At 68.6% G+C, this 14,867-nt stretch carries 17 protein-coding genes; 13 read left to right on the forward strand and 4 right to left on the reverse strand.

What is annotated here, in order from left to right; all coding sequences use genetic code 11:
• Positions 1-224: 224 nt before the first annotated feature.
• Positions 225-404: a hypothetical protein gene (locus QQ657_RS26700; RefSeq protein ID WP_284745002.1), complete on the reverse strand. Its 180-nt coding sequence runs from the start codon at positions 402-404 to the stop codon at positions 225-227.
• Between QQ657_RS26700 and QQ657_RS26705 the strand changes: the two genes are divergently transcribed.
• The 5 genes from QQ657_RS26705 to QQ657_RS26725 are packed head-to-tail and all read left to right on the forward strand — an operon-like array spanning position 385 to position 5,386.
• Positions 385-774 carry a PPOX class F420-dependent oxidoreductase gene (locus QQ657_RS26705; protein WP_284745003.1) on the forward strand — a complete coding sequence of 130 codons (390 nt, stop codon included), beginning with the start codon at positions 385-387 and terminating at the stop codon, positions 772-774. The two genes, QQ657_RS26700 and QQ657_RS26705, sit on opposite strands and share 20 nt — an antisense overlap.
• 22 nt (positions 775-796) lie before the next feature.
• Positions 797-1,483: an HAD family hydrolase gene (locus QQ657_RS26710; protein WP_284745004.1), complete on the forward strand. Its 687-nt coding sequence runs from the start codon at positions 797-799 to the stop codon at positions 1,481-1,483.
• A gap of 42 nt (positions 1,484-1,525) precedes the next feature.
• Entirely contained in the window at positions 1,526-2,914 is a 1,389-nt protein-coding gene (cysS, locus tag QQ657_RS26715) for a cysteine--tRNA ligase (protein ID WP_284745005.1), read from the forward strand.
• Positions 2,915-2,943: 29 nt separating this feature from the next.
• Positions 2,944-3,900 carry a 23S rRNA (guanosine(2251)-2'-O)-methyltransferase RlmB gene (rlmB, locus tag QQ657_RS26720; RefSeq protein WP_284745006.1) on the forward strand — a complete coding sequence of 319 codons (957 nt, stop codon included), beginning with the start codon at positions 2,944-2,946 and terminating at the stop codon, positions 3,898-3,900.
• Between the two features lie 52 nt (positions 3,901-3,952).
• Positions 3,953-5,386, forward strand: coding sequence for an MBOAT family O-acyltransferase (locus tag QQ657_RS26725; protein WP_284745007.1), 1,434 nt, complete (start codon positions 3,953-3,955; stop codon positions 5,384-5,386).
• Positions 5,387-5,417: 31 nt separating this feature from the next.
• Here the strand turns inward: QQ657_RS26725 and QQ657_RS26730 are convergent, their stop codons facing one another.
• Entirely contained in the window at positions 5,418-6,092 is a 675-nt protein-coding gene (locus QQ657_RS26730) for an SGNH/GDSL hydrolase family protein (RefSeq protein WP_284745008.1), read from the reverse strand.
• A 95-nt stretch (positions 6,093-6,187) separates the two neighbouring features.
• Between QQ657_RS26730 and QQ657_RS26735 the strand changes: the two genes are divergently transcribed.
• From QQ657_RS26735 to QQ657_RS26760, 6 genes are all read left to right on the forward strand, one after another.
• On the forward strand, positions 6,188-6,550 hold the full coding sequence (locus QQ657_RS26735; protein WP_284745009.1) for a hypothetical protein: 363 nt from the start codon (positions 6,188-6,190) through the stop codon (positions 6,548-6,550).
• Positions 6,550-7,155 carry a histidine phosphatase family protein gene (locus QQ657_RS26740; RefSeq protein WP_284745010.1) on the forward strand — a complete coding sequence of 202 codons (606 nt, stop codon included), beginning with the start codon at positions 6,550-6,552 and terminating at the stop codon, positions 7,153-7,155. The genes QQ657_RS26735 and QQ657_RS26740 overlap by 1 nt, the downstream gene beginning before the upstream one ends.
• 73 nt (positions 7,156-7,228) lie before the next feature.
• The gene (locus tag QQ657_RS26745; protein WP_284745011.1) at positions 7,229-7,810 is read left to right on the forward strand and encodes a transglutaminase-like domain-containing protein; all 582 of its coding nucleotides are present in this window, start codon (positions 7,229-7,231) and stop codon (positions 7,808-7,810) included.
• A gap of 183 nt (positions 7,811-7,993) precedes the next feature.
• Positions 7,994-9,007 carry a hypothetical protein gene (locus QQ657_RS26750; RefSeq protein ID WP_284745012.1) on the forward strand — a complete coding sequence of 338 codons (1,014 nt, stop codon included), beginning with the start codon at positions 7,994-7,996 and terminating at the stop codon, positions 9,005-9,007.
• A gap of 2 nt (positions 9,008-9,009) precedes the next feature.
• Positions 9,010-9,648, forward strand: a complete 639-nt coding sequence (locus tag QQ657_RS26755; RefSeq protein ID WP_284745013.1) for a hypothetical protein — start codon at positions 9,010-9,012, stop codon at positions 9,646-9,648.
• 73 nt (positions 9,649-9,721) lie between these two features.
• Positions 9,722-10,393, forward strand: a complete 672-nt coding sequence (locus QQ657_RS26760; RefSeq protein ID WP_284745014.1) for an HD domain-containing protein — start codon at positions 9,722-9,724, stop codon at positions 10,391-10,393.
• Here the strand turns inward: QQ657_RS26760 and QQ657_RS26765 are convergent.
• Positions 10,390-11,040, reverse strand: a complete 651-nt coding sequence (locus QQ657_RS26765; RefSeq protein WP_284745015.1) for a class II aldolase/adducin family protein — start codon at positions 11,038-11,040, stop codon at positions 10,390-10,392. The genes QQ657_RS26760 and QQ657_RS26765 overlap by 4 nt on opposite strands.
• A 257-nt stretch (positions 11,041-11,297) precedes the next feature.
• Positions 11,298-12,245 (reverse strand): hypothetical protein, encoded by a 948-nt coding sequence (locus QQ657_RS26770; RefSeq protein ID WP_284745016.1) that lies wholly within the window; start codon positions 12,243-12,245, stop codon positions 11,298-11,300.
• Positions 12,246-12,376: 131 nt separating this feature from the next.
• Here QQ657_RS26770 and QQ657_RS26775 point away from each other — a divergent pair, with 131 nt between their 5' ends.
• Both QQ657_RS26775 and QQ657_RS26780 read left to right on the forward strand, forming a co-directional pair.
• Entirely contained in the window at positions 12,377-13,606 is a 1,230-nt protein-coding gene (locus QQ657_RS26775) for a DUF445 family protein (RefSeq protein WP_284745017.1), read from the forward strand.
• 59 nt (positions 13,607-13,665) lie between these two features.
• A complete protein-coding gene (locus tag QQ657_RS26780) occupies positions 13,666-14,841 on the forward strand; it encodes a DUF445 domain-containing protein (protein ID WP_284745180.1) in 1,176 nt (391 codons plus the stop codon).
• Positions 14,842-14,867 lie beyond the last annotated feature (26 nt).

Genomic DNA, 14,867 nt, shown 5'->3' on the forward strand with positions numbered 1-14,867 from the left:
CACGCCGATCAGGACTACACACGGTCCGGCTCAAAGCCCGGTCTCGATCCCGTCTGGACAAGAGGCAACTCCTGAAAACTCAGGTGTTGCAACCAACCCTAGAAACCGCCGGAGGGCGGGGGCTGTCTGCGGGGCGGCCCGGCCCCCAAAGTCTGCGCAAACCTGCGCCGCGACCCGCCCGTGAGCGCCTCCATCACCGACGCCGCCAATCCCTACCGTCGCACTCAGCTGCGCAGCACCGTGACGATCACCACCGGTCCAGGCAGGCCCTCAGCCACGAGTACCTCGCCCAGGACCCGCCGCCCGAAGGCCCCGAGACCGAGCGCGTCATCGTCCGCCTCCACGTCGAGAAGGTCGCCGGGAACGTCAAATAAGGTCTGAACCATGACGTTCAACGAGGCCACCAGAGCCCTGCTCGACGGCAAGAACTACCCGGTCGTCGCCACCACCAACGCCGACGGCTCGCCGCAGAGCTCCGTCGTCTGGGCGCGCCGCGATGGCGACACCGTGGTCTTCGTGACCGTCCAGGGCCGGCGCAAGGAGCGCAACATCCGCCGCGACCCGCGGGTGTCGCTCTCCGTCTTCGACCTGGCTGATCCGGAGAACTACGTCGAGATCCGCGGGCGCGCCGAGGTCACCGTCGAGGGCGGCCGCGAACTCAACGACGAGCTCGCCCGCAAGTACACCGGCACCGTCTTCCCGCCCGAGCCGCCGGAAGTCGTGCGCGTGCTCGTGCGTGTTGTTCCCGAACACATCACAGGGCATTCGGCCTGACGATCCCGTTAGGCTGGAAACCATGACGATCAGGGCGGTGTTGTTCGACTTCTCCGGCACGCTCTTCCGGCTCGAGCAGGACGAGTCCTGGCTCGCCGAACTGACCGACCACGAGGGCACGCCGCTCGACATCGAGGCGCAGGCCGAGCTGATGCGCCGGATGACCGCCCCCGTCGGGCAGGTCGTCGAGCTCGACGCCGAGCACGTGCACGCCTGGCACCACCGCGACCGCGACCCCGGGCTGCACCGGAAGGTCTACCTCGAGGTGCTCAAGAAGTCCGGCGTCCCGCACGCCGACCAGGCCGAGGCCCTCTACAACCGGCTCATCGATCCCAGCCAGTGGACGCCGTACCCGGACACCGAAGCCGCGCTGAAGGCCGCCGCCGAGCGGGGGCTCAAGGTGGGCGTGCTGAGCAACATCGCCTTCGACATCCGGCCGGCCTTCACCGCGCGCGGGTGGGACGCCTACGTCGACGAGTTCGTGCTGTCCTTCGAGGTCGGCGCCATCAAGCCGGAGCTGGAGATCTTCCGCAAGGCCGTGCAGGCCCTCGGTGTCCCGGCCACCGGCACACTGATGGTCGGCGACAGCGAGGAGGCCGACGGCGGCGCCCGCGCGCTCGGCTGCGAGTTCGCGCTGGTCGACCCGCTGCCCACCGCCGAACGGCCGGACGCCCTGCTCACGGCACTGCGCACCCACGGCGTCGCCTGAGGGGCTGCGACATCGCTCACGCCCACCCCGTACCCTTTCAGGGTGGCCCTTCACCTTTTCGACACAGCGACCCGGAGCGTGCGGGAGTTCCACCCCGTCCGTAGCGGAACGGCGTCGATCTACGTGTGTGGTGCCACCGTGCAGGGCGTTCCGCACATCGGGCACGTCCGCGGCGTCCTGAACTACGACGTCCTGCGCCGCTGGCTCGTCCACAGTGGACTGGACGTGCTGCTGGTCCGCAACGTCACGGACATCGACGACAAGATCCTGACCAAGGCCACCGAAGCCGGCAGGCCCTGGTGGGAGTGGGGCGCGACGCACGAGCGCGCCTTCGAGACCGCGTACGAGCAGCTGGGCTGCCTCCCGCCGTCGGTCAACCCGCGCGCGACCGGGCACGTCACCCAGATGGTCGAGCTGATGGAGCGCCTCATCGAGGCGGGCCACGGCTACGTCGCGGACGGCGACGTCTACTTCTCGGTCAAGTCGTTCGACGAGTACGGCAAGCTGTCCGGCCAGGTCCTCGAGGACGTCCAGCAGGGCGAGACGCCGACCCGCGGCAAGCGCGACCCGCGCGACTTCACCATGTGGAAGAGCGCGAAGCCGGGCGAGCCGTCGTGGCCGACGCCGTGGGGACACGGCCGGCCGGGCTGGCACCTGGAGTGCTCGGCGATGGCGACGTCGTACCTCGGCGCGGAGTTCGACATCCACGGCGGCGGCATCGACCTCGTCTTCCCGCACCACGAGAACGAGCGCGCCCAGTCGAACGCGGCGGGCGACGCCTTCGCGCGGTTCTGGCTGCACAACGCCTGGGTGACCATGTCGGGCGAGAAGATGTCGAAGTCGCTCGGCAACACCGTGTCGATCCCGTCGATGCTGGAGCGCTACCGGGCGCCGGAGCTGCGCTACTACCTGGTGCAGCCGCACTACCGGTCGACGATCGAGTACTCCGACGGCGCGCTGTCCGAGGCCGCGCAGGGCTACCGGCGGATCGAAACGTTCCTGCGTCGCGTCGCGCAGTCGGGCGAGGTGACGCTGGGCACGATCCCGGACGGGTTCGCCGCGGCGCTCGACGACGACCTGGCCACCCCGCAGGCGTTCGCCGTGGTCCACACCACGGTCCGGGACGGTAACGCCGCCCTCGACGCGGGCGACACCTCCAAGGCACTCGAATTCGCCGCGGCCGTCCGCGCGATGACCGACGTGCTCGGCCTCGACCCGCTGTCCGCGCGCTGGTCGGAGGCGGGCGGTTCCGACACGCCCACCAAAGAGGCTTTGTCCCGGATCGTCGAAGGGCTGCTGGCCGAGCGCCAGCAGGCCCGCGCCGAGAAGGACTTCGCCCGCGCGGACGCCGCCCGTGACCGCCTCCAGCAGGCGGGCATCGTGGTGGAGGACACCCCCAACGGTCCTCAGTGGACAGTCAAGTCCGACTGATCCCGTTACACAGCAAGGAAACTTTCACCATGGCAGGCAATTCGCGGCGCCAGGGCGCGATCCGCAAGACGGGCACCAAGAAGGGTGCCGTCGTCGGCTCGGGCGGTCAGCGCCGCAAGGCCCTCGAAGGCAAGGGCCCGACCCCGAAGGCGGAGGACCGCCCCGGGCACAAGGCCTACCGCCAGAACAACGCCCAGGCCAAGCGCGACCAGGCCCGGCAGAAGAAGGCCGACAAGCCGGAGCTGATCGCCGGGCGCAACCCGGTGGTCGAGGCCCTGCGCGCGGGCGTCCCCGCGACCGCGCTGTACGTCGCGCTGAACATCGAGATCGACGACCGCGTGAACGACGCCGTCCGGCTGGCCGGTGACAAGGGCATCTCGATCCTGGAGATCCCGCGCGAGGAGCTGGACCGCAAGACCAACCGGGCTGTGCACCAGGGCCTGGGCCTGCAGGTCCCGCCGTTCGAGTACGCCCACCCGGACGACCTGATGGCGGCGGCCCGCAACTCGGGCGAGGTGCCGCTGTTCGTCGCGCTCGACGGCGTGACCGACCCGCGGAACCTGGGCGCGGTGATCCGTTCGGCGGCCGCGTTCGGCGCCCACGGCGTGCTGCTGCCGGAGCGGCGCAGCGCGGGCATGACGGCGGTGGCATGGCGGACGAGCGCCGGCACGGCGGCGAAGCTGCCGATCGCGGTGGCGACCAACCTGACGCGCCAGCTCAAGGCGTGGGCGAACGACGGCCTGATGCTGGTCGGCCTGGACGCCGACGGCTCGGTGGACATCGACGAGCTCGCGCTGGCGGCGGACCCGCTGGTGATCGTGCTGGGCTCGGAGGGCCGCGGCCTGTCGCGCCTGGTGCGCGAGACGTGCGACGCGACGGTGTCGATCCCGATGGCGGCGGGCGTGGAGTCGCTCAACGCGTCGGTGGCGGCGGGTGTGCTGCTGGCCGAGGTGGCGCGACGCCGCCGTCTCGCCGGTCGGGTCTGACACCACCACCCAGTCGGGTTAAGGTCACCGTCGGATAACTCGAGGGGACCCGATGTCGTTCGTTTCGCCACTGTTCCTGTGGTACTTCATGCCGGCGGTGCTCATCGCCGTGCTGGTGTGCCCCCGGACGTGGCGAAACGGCATCGTCGCGGTCGGCAGCCTGCTGTTCTACTCGATCGGCGCCGGGCCGTTCGTGTTCCTGCTGCTCGGCTGCATGGTCGTCAACTTCCTGGCCGGCCCGCTGCTGGCCCCGGACCCGTTCGACCTCAACGGCGGCCGCCGGCGCAAGATCCTCATCGCGGTGGTGTCGCTCGACGTCACGGTGCTGCTGATCTGGAAGTACGCCGGGTTCGCGACGCAGCAGATCGCGGCCGTCGCGCACTGGTTCGGCGGCAGCGTGCCGGTGGCGAGCCTGGTGGTGCCGATCGGCATCTCGTTCTACACGTTCCACCACATTTCGTACGTGGTCGACATCTACCGGGGTGAGCGGCAGGCGCTGCGCAACCCGGTGTCGTTCGCGGCGTACATCGCGATGTTCCCGCAGCTGGTGGCGGGCCCGATCGTCCGCTACCGCGAGATCGCCGACCAGCTGCCCCAGCTGCGGTCCCACCGCCTCGACGACCTGGCGGCCGGCTTCCCCCGGTTCGCGTTGGGTCTGTGCAAGAAGACGATCATCGCCGACTCGCTGAGCCCCCTGGTCGAGGCGTGTTTCAAGGTGCCCCCGGACCAGATGACTTTCGCGACGGCGTGGCTGGGCGCGATCGGCTACACGCTCCAGCTGTTCTTCGACTTCTCGGGCTATTCGGACATGGCGATCGGCCTGGGCCGCATGCTGGGTTTCAGGTTGCCGGAGAACTTCGCCAGGCCGTACTCATCGGTGACAATCACGGAGTTCTGGCGCCGCTGGCACATGAGCTTGAGCCGCTGGTTCCGCGACTACGTGTACATCCCCCTGGGCGGCAACCGCCACGGCGCGGCGCGCACCTACCGGAACCTCTGCATCGTGTTCGTGTTGACGGGCTTCTGGCACGGAGCGCAGTGGACGTTCCTGGTGTGGGGCTGCTACCACGGAGCATTGCTGGTGATCGAGCGCCGCTTCGGCCTCGACCTCGACCCGGCGGTGCGCTGGAAGCGCTACCTGCGCCGAGCACTGACGATGCTCCTGGTGGTGTTCGGCTGGGTGTTCTTCAGATCAGCGGACCTCGGCCACGCCCTATCGATGATCGGCCACATGCTGCTCCCCGACTTCGACGGCCTGGGCACAGGAGTCGCGGAGGCATTCACGAACCAGAGGCTGGTACTGCTCCTGGCAGCGCTGGCGGTGTTCCTGCTGCCGGCCCACCCGGTAACAGGACCGCTCCTGGAGTCATCAAGAAGCAAACCGGCAACGGCATTGCGCATAGGCGTGATGACGGTGGGATTGCTGTACGCGGCAATCTTGATAGCAACGGGAACATTCAGCCCATTCTTGTATTACCAATTCTGACGAGAGCCGCCATTCGGGCCGTTGGGGTTACTCAAACAACAAGACGCAACCAAGCTTCAGCGAGAGCCCCATGCCCAGCCGGAGTCGGATGAATCCCATCCTCAGACCAACGCCCCGGATCCTCACCCACCACCGAAGCGAACATCCGGTCCGCGGCAAGAAGATGAGCACCGTACTCCCCAGCCAACTCCCGAACCGCCCGGATCTTCGCGTCCAAATCACCACGCCATTCCTCACGCACCGCGTCATCGATGACAACAACCCGCTCCCCGTCAACACCATGAAGCACGCGCTCGACAACGCCCTTGACCGGCACCAGGAAAGGCTCGACAAGAATCAGTTCCGTCCCCAACGACGCGAGCGGAGCAAGCAGACGGCCGTAACAAGCCGCGAACTCCTCAACCGGAATCACCCGCCCACGAGGGTCCAACGTGTGCCACCCCATGTCATTGGCCCCGACGAGGATCGACACGACGTCCGGACGCGCGTCCAGCACCTCCTCCCACCGGGCTTCAAGGTCCATCACCTTGTCGCCGGCATGCCCGGTGTTCAGCCAGGTCACCGGACACCCAGGGTGCCGGAAGCACCACTCACCAGCGACCAGCAGCGGATAGCCGCACCGATCCTCCCCCGGTGGCCGCCAAAGGTCGGTGATCGAGTCGCCGGTGAACATCACGGTGCTTCCGGGCTTCAGCTTGATCGTCATGTGCCGAGCGTCGCGCCCCCGACTGGCAGGGAACGCACACGCCGCTGGTGCCGACCTGGCAGCATGATCGGCGACCAGTCAGAAAGGCAACAGGGATGACCGAGCCGACCGATCTCGCCAAGGTGCCCGGCGTGATCCCCTACGTCGACCACCACGACGGCCCCCGCCGCCTGCTCGCGATGGAAATCCCCCACCTGGGCCACACCGTCCGCGCGTACGCCCCGATCGCCAGCATCGACGGCCGCCAATACATCGTCTCCTGGGGTTCGGTCTCCTTCGAGATCCCCGCCGACCGCAACGTCCACGTCAGCGTCCACCTGCACACGAACAGCGGCCACGACCACACGATCACCCCGTTCGCCTCGACCATCGTGCCGCCGCACCCCGCGCCGGTCCGGCTGGTGGCCCGGTTCGCACCGAGCCACAGCCCCGAAGGCGCGCTCGTGCCCGTCGCCTGATGCTCGCGACCCGGTTCCTCTTCCTCACCCGCCACGGCGAGGCGGCGCCCAACGGCATGCTCACCGAAGCCGGGCAACGCCAAGCGGTCCTCCTCGGCCGGCGCCTGCGCGACGTACCGGTCACGGCCATCCACCACGGACCGCTGCCGCGCGCGACCGAGACCGCCCAGCTGATGGCCGCCCAGCTACCCGGGGTCGCGGTCCACGAAGAAGAGGCCGCGGGCGACTTCGTCCCGTACCTGCCGAAGCGCGAGGAACTCCCCGAGACTTCCGGGGACCTCCTGCTCGCGTTCGCCCGCCAGCACCCACCGGCCGACGAAGAGCTCGCCGCCGAGGCCGAGCGTCGGTTCACCGGGCCGGTGCCGGCGACCGAGCCGCGCTACGACGTCGTCGTCACGCACAACTTCCTCGTCGGCTGGCTCGTGAGTGCCTCCCAGGACGCGCCGCGCTGGCGGTGGCTCGCGCTGAACCACGCGAACGCGGGGCTCACCGTCATCCGGTACTCGCCAGGCCGGCCGGCGGCACTGCTGACGTACAACGACCTGAGCCACCTGCCCGCAGAGCTGCGCTGGACCGGCTTTCCGCCCGACTTCTACGTTCCGTAGCCGGCGAACGCGGAGCGTCGCAGCCACCGAAAATGGCTCTCGCCCGAATGGCCGAGCCTGTCACGATGGCCGGATGAGTCCTGTTCCGTCGCCCACGTCCGTTCGGCTGAGCGACTACCTCGCCGCGGACGCCGTCGTCGATCACGAGCACCCCTCGATCCGCGCCCAAGTCGAAGCCCTGGCACCCGCTGCCAAAGATCCCGTCGAGCGCGCGAAAGCCGCGTTCCTCTTCGTCCGGGACGAGGTCGAGCACGTGATCGACGCGGGCGATCCGCGTGTCACCTGGCGGGCGTCGGACGTCCTGCGCGAGCGCGTCGGGATCTGTCACGCGAAGGCACACCTGCTCGCCGCTTTGCTGCGCGCACAAGGGATCCCGGCCGGGTTCTGCTACCAGGAGCTCTCCGCGCTGCACGGGCTGAATGCCGTGTACCTGCACGGCAGGTGGTCGCGCCTCGATGCCCGCGGCAACCGGACGGGTGCCGGCGGGGAGTTTTCGCTCGGCGAGGAGAAACTGGCCTGGCCGGTGGACTTCGCGCGCGGCGAACGTGATCACCCGGAGATCCACCCGGCGCCCGCACCGGTCGTCGTCGATTTCCTGATGACCACCGAGCCCGGCCCGGGCTGGTACGAAAACGGCCTCCCGGCCGCCCTTTGAGCCGGGTTTTTCGCGATTTTCGGAAAACTCGGCAACCTGGTTAATTATTGCCGAGAGTGACGTCTGTCCGTCAGCCCTGTCCCCCGAACTTCTTATTTCGCGGGTCCCGTCAGGCGCGTAAAGTGACTCCCCGCACTCGAACAGACACTTTGGGCATTCGTCCGTTCGGGTGGTTCGAGGGAGGTGAAGCAAGTGGCCGCGGATGGCGGATCCCGCCGCCGTACCCCACTGCAGGAGATCTTCTGGACCAGGACGAGCTTGCTCCTCACGGTGCTCGTCGTCGTCGCCGGCCTCAGCCTGTGGCTCGCCGGCCTGATGGACCCCGGCACCGGGAAGAACCTGGTGACGTCGCTGGGCACCGGCACCCTGATCTCCGCGATCGTGGGGTTCGGCACCACGCTGATCACCGCCAGCGCTTCGCAGAAGGCGCTGGTGACCCCGGTGATCGAGGAAAGCCGGCGCGCGCTGGAAGACCTGAGCTCCGAATACCGCGCGCTGAACAAGGAGTTCTTCCCCACCGACGTGTTCGAGGCGACCACCGACCCCGACCCCGCGTTCAACCGGGCGCTGATGGCCGACCTCGACGCGACCCGGCAGTACTTCTTCCGCGGCTTCTCCGGGCGGCACGCGGCCGCCCGCCTGCTGCTTTCCCGCACCGAACGCGAACTCCGGGCCGTCATCGCCGACCCGCGTGACGCCGGCGCGATCAGCGGGCGTGCCCGCTACCTGCTGCGCCGCGAAGCGGGCGACGTCGACTCGGAACAAATCCAGACCCGGCTCGACGAAGAGATCCGGATCGGGCTCGTCGGCCTCTTCCTGGCGCGCAGCCGCTGCGCGCAGGTCGACATCACCGTGGTCGCCGACCCGCCGCTGGACCGGCTGGAAATGTTCGACGACAGCGTGTGGGTGTCGCTCTACAGCGACGTCCGCGGCGCCACGAAGCTGTACCCGCGGACCCTGCGGTTCACCGAAGGTTCCTTCCTCTACAACATGGAGCGCGCCGAGTTCGTGCGCGTCTCGCAGTCCCGGACCGGCCGCCACTTCCGCATCACGTCCGCGACGACGCGGACGGATTTCCTGGCGCTGTTCGAAAAGATCACCGGATCCCCCTTGTCCGAGGAGCAGTTCCGTGAGCTGGAAAGCAAGTTCCACGCCTTCCGCACGGAGTTCTCCGAAGTCGCCGAGCTAGGGAGCTGACCTTGCTCACCCGCCTGTCCCCCCTGTCCGAACTGGCCACGCGCCTGCGCACGGCCCGGAACCCGCTCGCCGCCGACTGGCTCGCGGTCGACGAGTGGTTCCGCCCCTGGGCCGCCCAGTCCGGCCTGCGCGACGAACTGCGCTCGCAGCTTCGCACGCTCTCCACCGCGGAATCCGTGAAAGTACTGCGCTCGTCCCGGGAAACGACGACGCACTTCGCCTGGTGCCTGCTCGATTCGCCGTCCGACGCGTTTTCCTTCTGGCTGCACGAATACAAGGCGCAGGAGGACTGGCGGGAGGGGTACGCGGATTCCGTGCACAACCACAGGTACCACTTCTGCACCACCATTCTCCGGGGCGACTACCGCCACGAGAAGTACGAGACGACGATCGACGCCGACACCGGCTTGATCAGTTCCGCGAGAAGGCGGCGCAGCACCGTGTGCGGCGCCGGGACCAGCATCACCATGCTGGCCGACGAATTCCACCGCATCCCCGAAGCGGCCGACGGCACGATGACGTTCCTCGTGAAATCACGCCCGGTGAGCAGTTTCAGCCTTTCTTTCGACCCCGCCACGGGAATCGGCCATCGTCACGTTCCGGTAGAGGTCCGATTGGGGGAATTGGCCGACCGCATCTAGCTACACACCGGCGTCAGCGGCGCTTACCATTACTCCACCCGTCTGAACACCACGGCCGGGATCGGAGAGGTGTATGCGCACGCAGGAAAGCACGATCGACCATGTCATCGTCGACGCCGTCGAAAACCGGGTTCACCGGCTATGCCGCCGCTATGCCGAACGGCTGCCGTTCCACGGCTGGCACCACGTGAGCTTCGTCCGCGCGAAGGCGGCCGGTTTCGCCGAGCACAACGGCGCCGACCTCGCCGTCGTCGAGGTCGCGGCGCTGGTGCACGACGTCAACTACCTGGTGCTCCGCAACTCGCCCGCGGCGGCGGGCCGGAGCCTGCGGCTCGAGATCCTCACGGAGTGCGGGGTCCCGGGCGACGTGGCGCGCTGGATCGACAGCATCATCGACGAAGCCGAAATGGCCACGCGCGGCCGTGACATTTCGCTGGAGGCACAGGCCTTGAGCGACGCGGACACGCTGTTCAAGGCGCTGCCGGTGACGCCGGTGGTGCTCGCGCACCGGTACCTGCGCGAGAACGGGCTGAGCCTGCGCGAGCTGGCGCACAAGATCGTCGGCGAGCAGTGCGACGTCCACGACGAGGGGTACTACTTCTACAACCCCGAGGCGGCGGCGACGTACTCGCGCTGGGCGATGGCGAACCTCCAGCTGTGGCAGTGCATCAAGGAGGCGGTCGACGACCCGACGGTGGCGGAGCTGCTGGACGCGGTCCACGCCGTCGACGCGCTGGCGTCCTAGCTCTGGCCGTATCCCCGGAGCCGGTCGACGACGTTGGCCACTTCGGGCGGCGGCAGCAGGTTCGGCCGGCCGGCGCTCTGCGCGAGCAGCCAGACGCGGCAGGCCCACTCGAGCTGCTGGGCCCGCTGGTAGGCGGCCTCGAGGCCGTCGCCGTAGGTGAGGGTGCCGTGGTTGGCCATCAGACAGCCGCGGCGCCCCTCCAGGGCGTCGAGGACGGCCGCGGCGAGCTCGGGAGTGCCGTAAGTGGCGTAGCGCGCGACGCGCACGGAGGGGCCGATCGTGGCGAGGATGTAGTGGATCGGCGGCACCTCGCGCACGAGGGTCGAGACGGCGGTGGCGTGCGGCGAGTGCGTGTGGACGACGGCGGTGACGGGCTCGCGGTCGGGATCGCGCACGTCCCAGTAGACGGACAGGTGCATCGGCAGTTCACTGGTCGGCTTGAGCGCCCCGTCGACGACCTGGCCGCCGAGGTCGACGACGGCGACGTCGCCCGGGGTCATGCTGGAGTAGGGGACGCCGGTCGGGGTGACGGCGACGAGGTCCCCGGCCCGCACCGAGACGTTCCCGGAGGTCCCGACGACGAGGCCGTCCCCGACCATCCGGCGCGCGTAGGCGCAGACGGCGGCCCGCTCGGTCTCGAGGATCATGCGCGGGTCCCGTCGTCTCGTGGGTGATCAAGCAGCTGCCATGCAGACTGCCAGCCACCCACGAGCTTCGGCCACTTCCCCGGCCGGGGGATTTGTGCGGTTCGCCACCGCGGACTTGCGGTGCGCGGCGCCTCAAACGTCTTGAATGAGTCATTCAGGTCGTCCGACGACCTGAATGACTCATTCAAGACATCACCGGCGCCCGAGATTGGCCCGGCGCCCCTCGAAGATCCGAGGGGCGCCGGCGTCTGGGAAGTTCAGGCCTTCGCCGGGGCTGCGGGAGGAGCAGCCGGAGTCTTCGCCGGGGCTGCGGGAGCGGCCGGGGCCTTCGCCGGAGCGGCGGGGGCCTTCGCGGCAGGGGCCGGAGCCGGCTTGCGGTCTCCGTTCCCAGCCGAAGGAGCCTCCTCGACCGGTGCCAGCAACCGCATGGCCTCCTGGACCGCCACATCCGTCGCCGCGATCCGCTCGGCGACCTTCGACCGCAGGTCCAAGGCCAGCTTCCGGTTCTGATCCGCCGTCGCCTGCGAAGCCCGAGCCGACTCCAACGCCGCCTCGGTCTCCTGCTTCTTCTTCGCGTGCTCCTCGTCGAACGACTTCTTCCGCGCCGCCAGCTCCTCCGCCGCGACCCGGTCCGCCTCCGCACGGGCCTCCGCCGCAGCCGCCTCGGCTGCCACGTCCGCTTCCTTGCGGGCCCGCTCGGCCGCCGCGGCCAGCTCGACCCGCTTCGCGCCCGCCGCCGCGTTCAGCTTCTCGATCTCGCCCTTCGCCTCCGACTTCAGGCGGGCGCGCTCCTCTTCCGCGTCCTTCGCCAGCTTGTCGGCCGTGCGGCGGGTCTCGTGCGCGTACTTGTCCGCCTGTTCGCGCGTGGACGCCGCGTCGGCCTCCGCCGCCGAGCGCAGGTCGGCGATCTCCTCTTCCGCGAGCTGCATCATCATCCGGACGCGCTCGGCCATCGCGCCGGCGCCGGACGGGCTGGCGCTCATCCGCGCGAGGGCGGCCTTCGTCTCGGCCAGCTCCTTCTGCGCGTACGCGAGAGCCTTCGACAGATCCGACGCCGTCGCGGCGGACTCGTCGCGGCTGCGCGCCGCGTCGCGGACCTCCTTGGTCAGCTCGGCGAGACGCTCGTCGACCTGACGCTGGTTGTAGCCGCGGACACCCACGGCGAATGTCTTCGAGGTGGACTGGGACTTCTCAGGCGCGACCATGCGGGCCACCCTAATGATCCGGGGCCCGTTCGTCTGTACCGCCAAACGGATGCATCACGAATTTGGGAACCCCCCGTCACACATGGCATCCTGACCTCTGTTGACCAGCGGTTGACGCGGGGGAGGCCACTTTGGACACATCGGCGATCCTCGCGGACATCGGCGCGCACTGGCACGTCTACGCCACCATGCCGCTCATCGCCGCCCTGATCGGCTACCTCACCAAGCGCGTCGCCATCGAGATGATGTTCCGGCCCCTCGAGTTCACCGGCGTCCGGCCGTTCCTCGGCTGGCAGGGCGTGATCCCGGCCAACTCTCGGCGAATGGCCACCACCGCCGTCGATCTGCTGACCCGCAACCTCGTCGACCCGCAGGAGATCTTCTCCCGGCTCGATCCCGAGGAAATGGTCAAAGAGCTCGAAGGGCCCCTGCTCAAGGCCGTCGAAGACGTCACGCGCGAGGTCATGGAGACCCACCAGCCACGCCTGTGGGAACTGCTGCCGGCGCGGGCGCAGCAACTGCTCGTCGACCAGGTCCGCGCGCAGGCACCCGAGGTCGTCAAGCGGCTGCTGCGGGAGGTCTCGACCAACATCGACGACGTCCTCGACGTCAACGACATGCTCATCAACGCGATGGTCCGCGACAAGTCGCTGACGTGCCGGCTCATCCGCGAGGTCGCCGCACCCGAGTTCAAGTTCATCGCGCGCTCGGGCATCTGGTTCGGGTTCGTGATCGGGCTCGTCCAGTTCGTCGCCTGGGCGCTGACGAAACAGCCGCTGATCATGCCGATCTTCGGTTTCGTCACGGGCTTCGTCACGGACTGGCTCGCCCTCAAGATGATCTTCTACCCGCGTGAGCCCCGCGGCTTCGGCTTCTTCCGCTGGCAGGGCATGTTCCAGAAGCGCCGCCAGGAGGTCGCCGCCGACTACGGCGCGCTGATCGCCGACGAGGTCCTCACCGTGCGGAACGTGATGGAGGCCGTGCTCACCGGGCCGCGCGCGGACAAGCTGTTCGCGCTGGTCACCCGCGAGGTGCAGCGGACAATCGACGCGCAGGCGAGCATCGCCAAGCCGCTCGTCGCGCTGACCATCGGCGGCAAGCAGTACCAGGAGATGAAGCGCGCGGCCGCCGAGAAGGCCATCGCCTACCTCCCCGAAACGGTGAAACACGTCGAGAGCTACGCCACCGGCGCGCTCGACGTCCGCAACACGATCGTCGACAAGATGCAGCAGCTGACGCCGCTGGAGTTCGAAGGCATCCTGCGTCCGGCCTTCAAGCAGGACGAATGGAAGCTCATCGCGGTCGGCGCGGTCATCGGCGGGCTGGTGGGTGAACTCCAGGTGCTGCTCCTGCTGCACTGATCAAGGGCCGATAGCGTGCGCGGGTGGACTTCGGCACGCACTGGCAGGTGTACGTCACCATGCCGTTCATCGCGGCGCTGATCGGCTACGTCACCAAGCGCGTCGCCATCGAGATGATGTTCCGGCCGCTCGAGTTCACCGGGATCAAGCCGTTCCTCGGCTGGCAGGGCGTGCTGCCGGCGAACGCCGAGCGCATGGCGGCGACGGCCACCGAGATGCTGACGACCAACCTCGTCGACCCCAAGGAGATCTTCGCCCGGCTCGACCCGGCGCAGGTCGCGAAGGAGATCGAGCAGCCGCTGCTGCGGGTCGTCGAGGACGTCACGCGCGAGGTGATGGAGACCTACCAGCCGCGGCTGTGGGAGGTGCTGCCGAACGGCGCGCAGCAGCTGCTGCTCAAGCGCGTCCAGGCCGAGGCGCCGAAGGCGATCACCAAGATCATGCGGGAGATCGCCGACAACATCGAGGACGTCCTCGACCTGCAGCACATGGTCGTGACGAACCTCGTCCGCGACAAGGCGCTGCTCAACCGGCTGATCCGCGACATCTCCCGCCCCGAGATGCGGTTCATCGCCCGCTCGGGCATCTGGTTCGGGTTCATCCTCGGCTGTGTGCAGCTGGTGGTGTGGGCGCTGACGAAGTCGCCGATCGTGCTGCCGGTGTTCGGCCTGCTCATCGGCTGGTTCACCGACTGGCTCGCCCTCAAGATGATCTTCCTGCCGCGTGAGCCGCGCCGGTTCTTCGGCGTCTACACCTGGCAGGGCGTCTTCCAGAAACGCCGTGACCAGGTCGCCGCCGACTACGGCGACATGATCGCGCGCGAGATCATCACCATCCCGAACCTGCTGGAAGCGGTGCTGCGCGGGCCGAAGTCCGACCGGCTGTTCGCGATGATCAGCCGCGAAGTGCAGAAGACGATCGACGCGCAGGCGAGCGTCGTCAAGCCGTTCGTCGCCATCGCCGTCGGGACGCGGAAGTTCCAGGAGCTGAAGCAGACGGCGGCCGCGAAGGCCGCGGAGCGCGTCCCGGAGACGATCCGGTACGCCGAGAACTACGCGATCAACGCGCTCGACGTGCGCAACACGATCGTCGACCGGATGAAGAAGCTGAGCGCGCTGGAGTTCGAGCAGCTGCTGCGGCCGGCGTTCCGGCAGGACGAGTGGAAGCTCATCGCGGTCGGCGCGGTGATCGGCGGGCTCGTCGGAGAACTGCAGGTGCTCGCCCTGCTCGGGTAGCCGGTACGGTTTCGCTCTCGGGTGTG

The organism is Amycolatopsis ponsaeliensis (assembly GCF_030182635.1).
Lineage (GTDB): Bacteria > Actinomycetota > Actinomycetes > Mycobacteriales > Pseudonocardiaceae > Amycolatopsis > Amycolatopsis ponsaeliensis.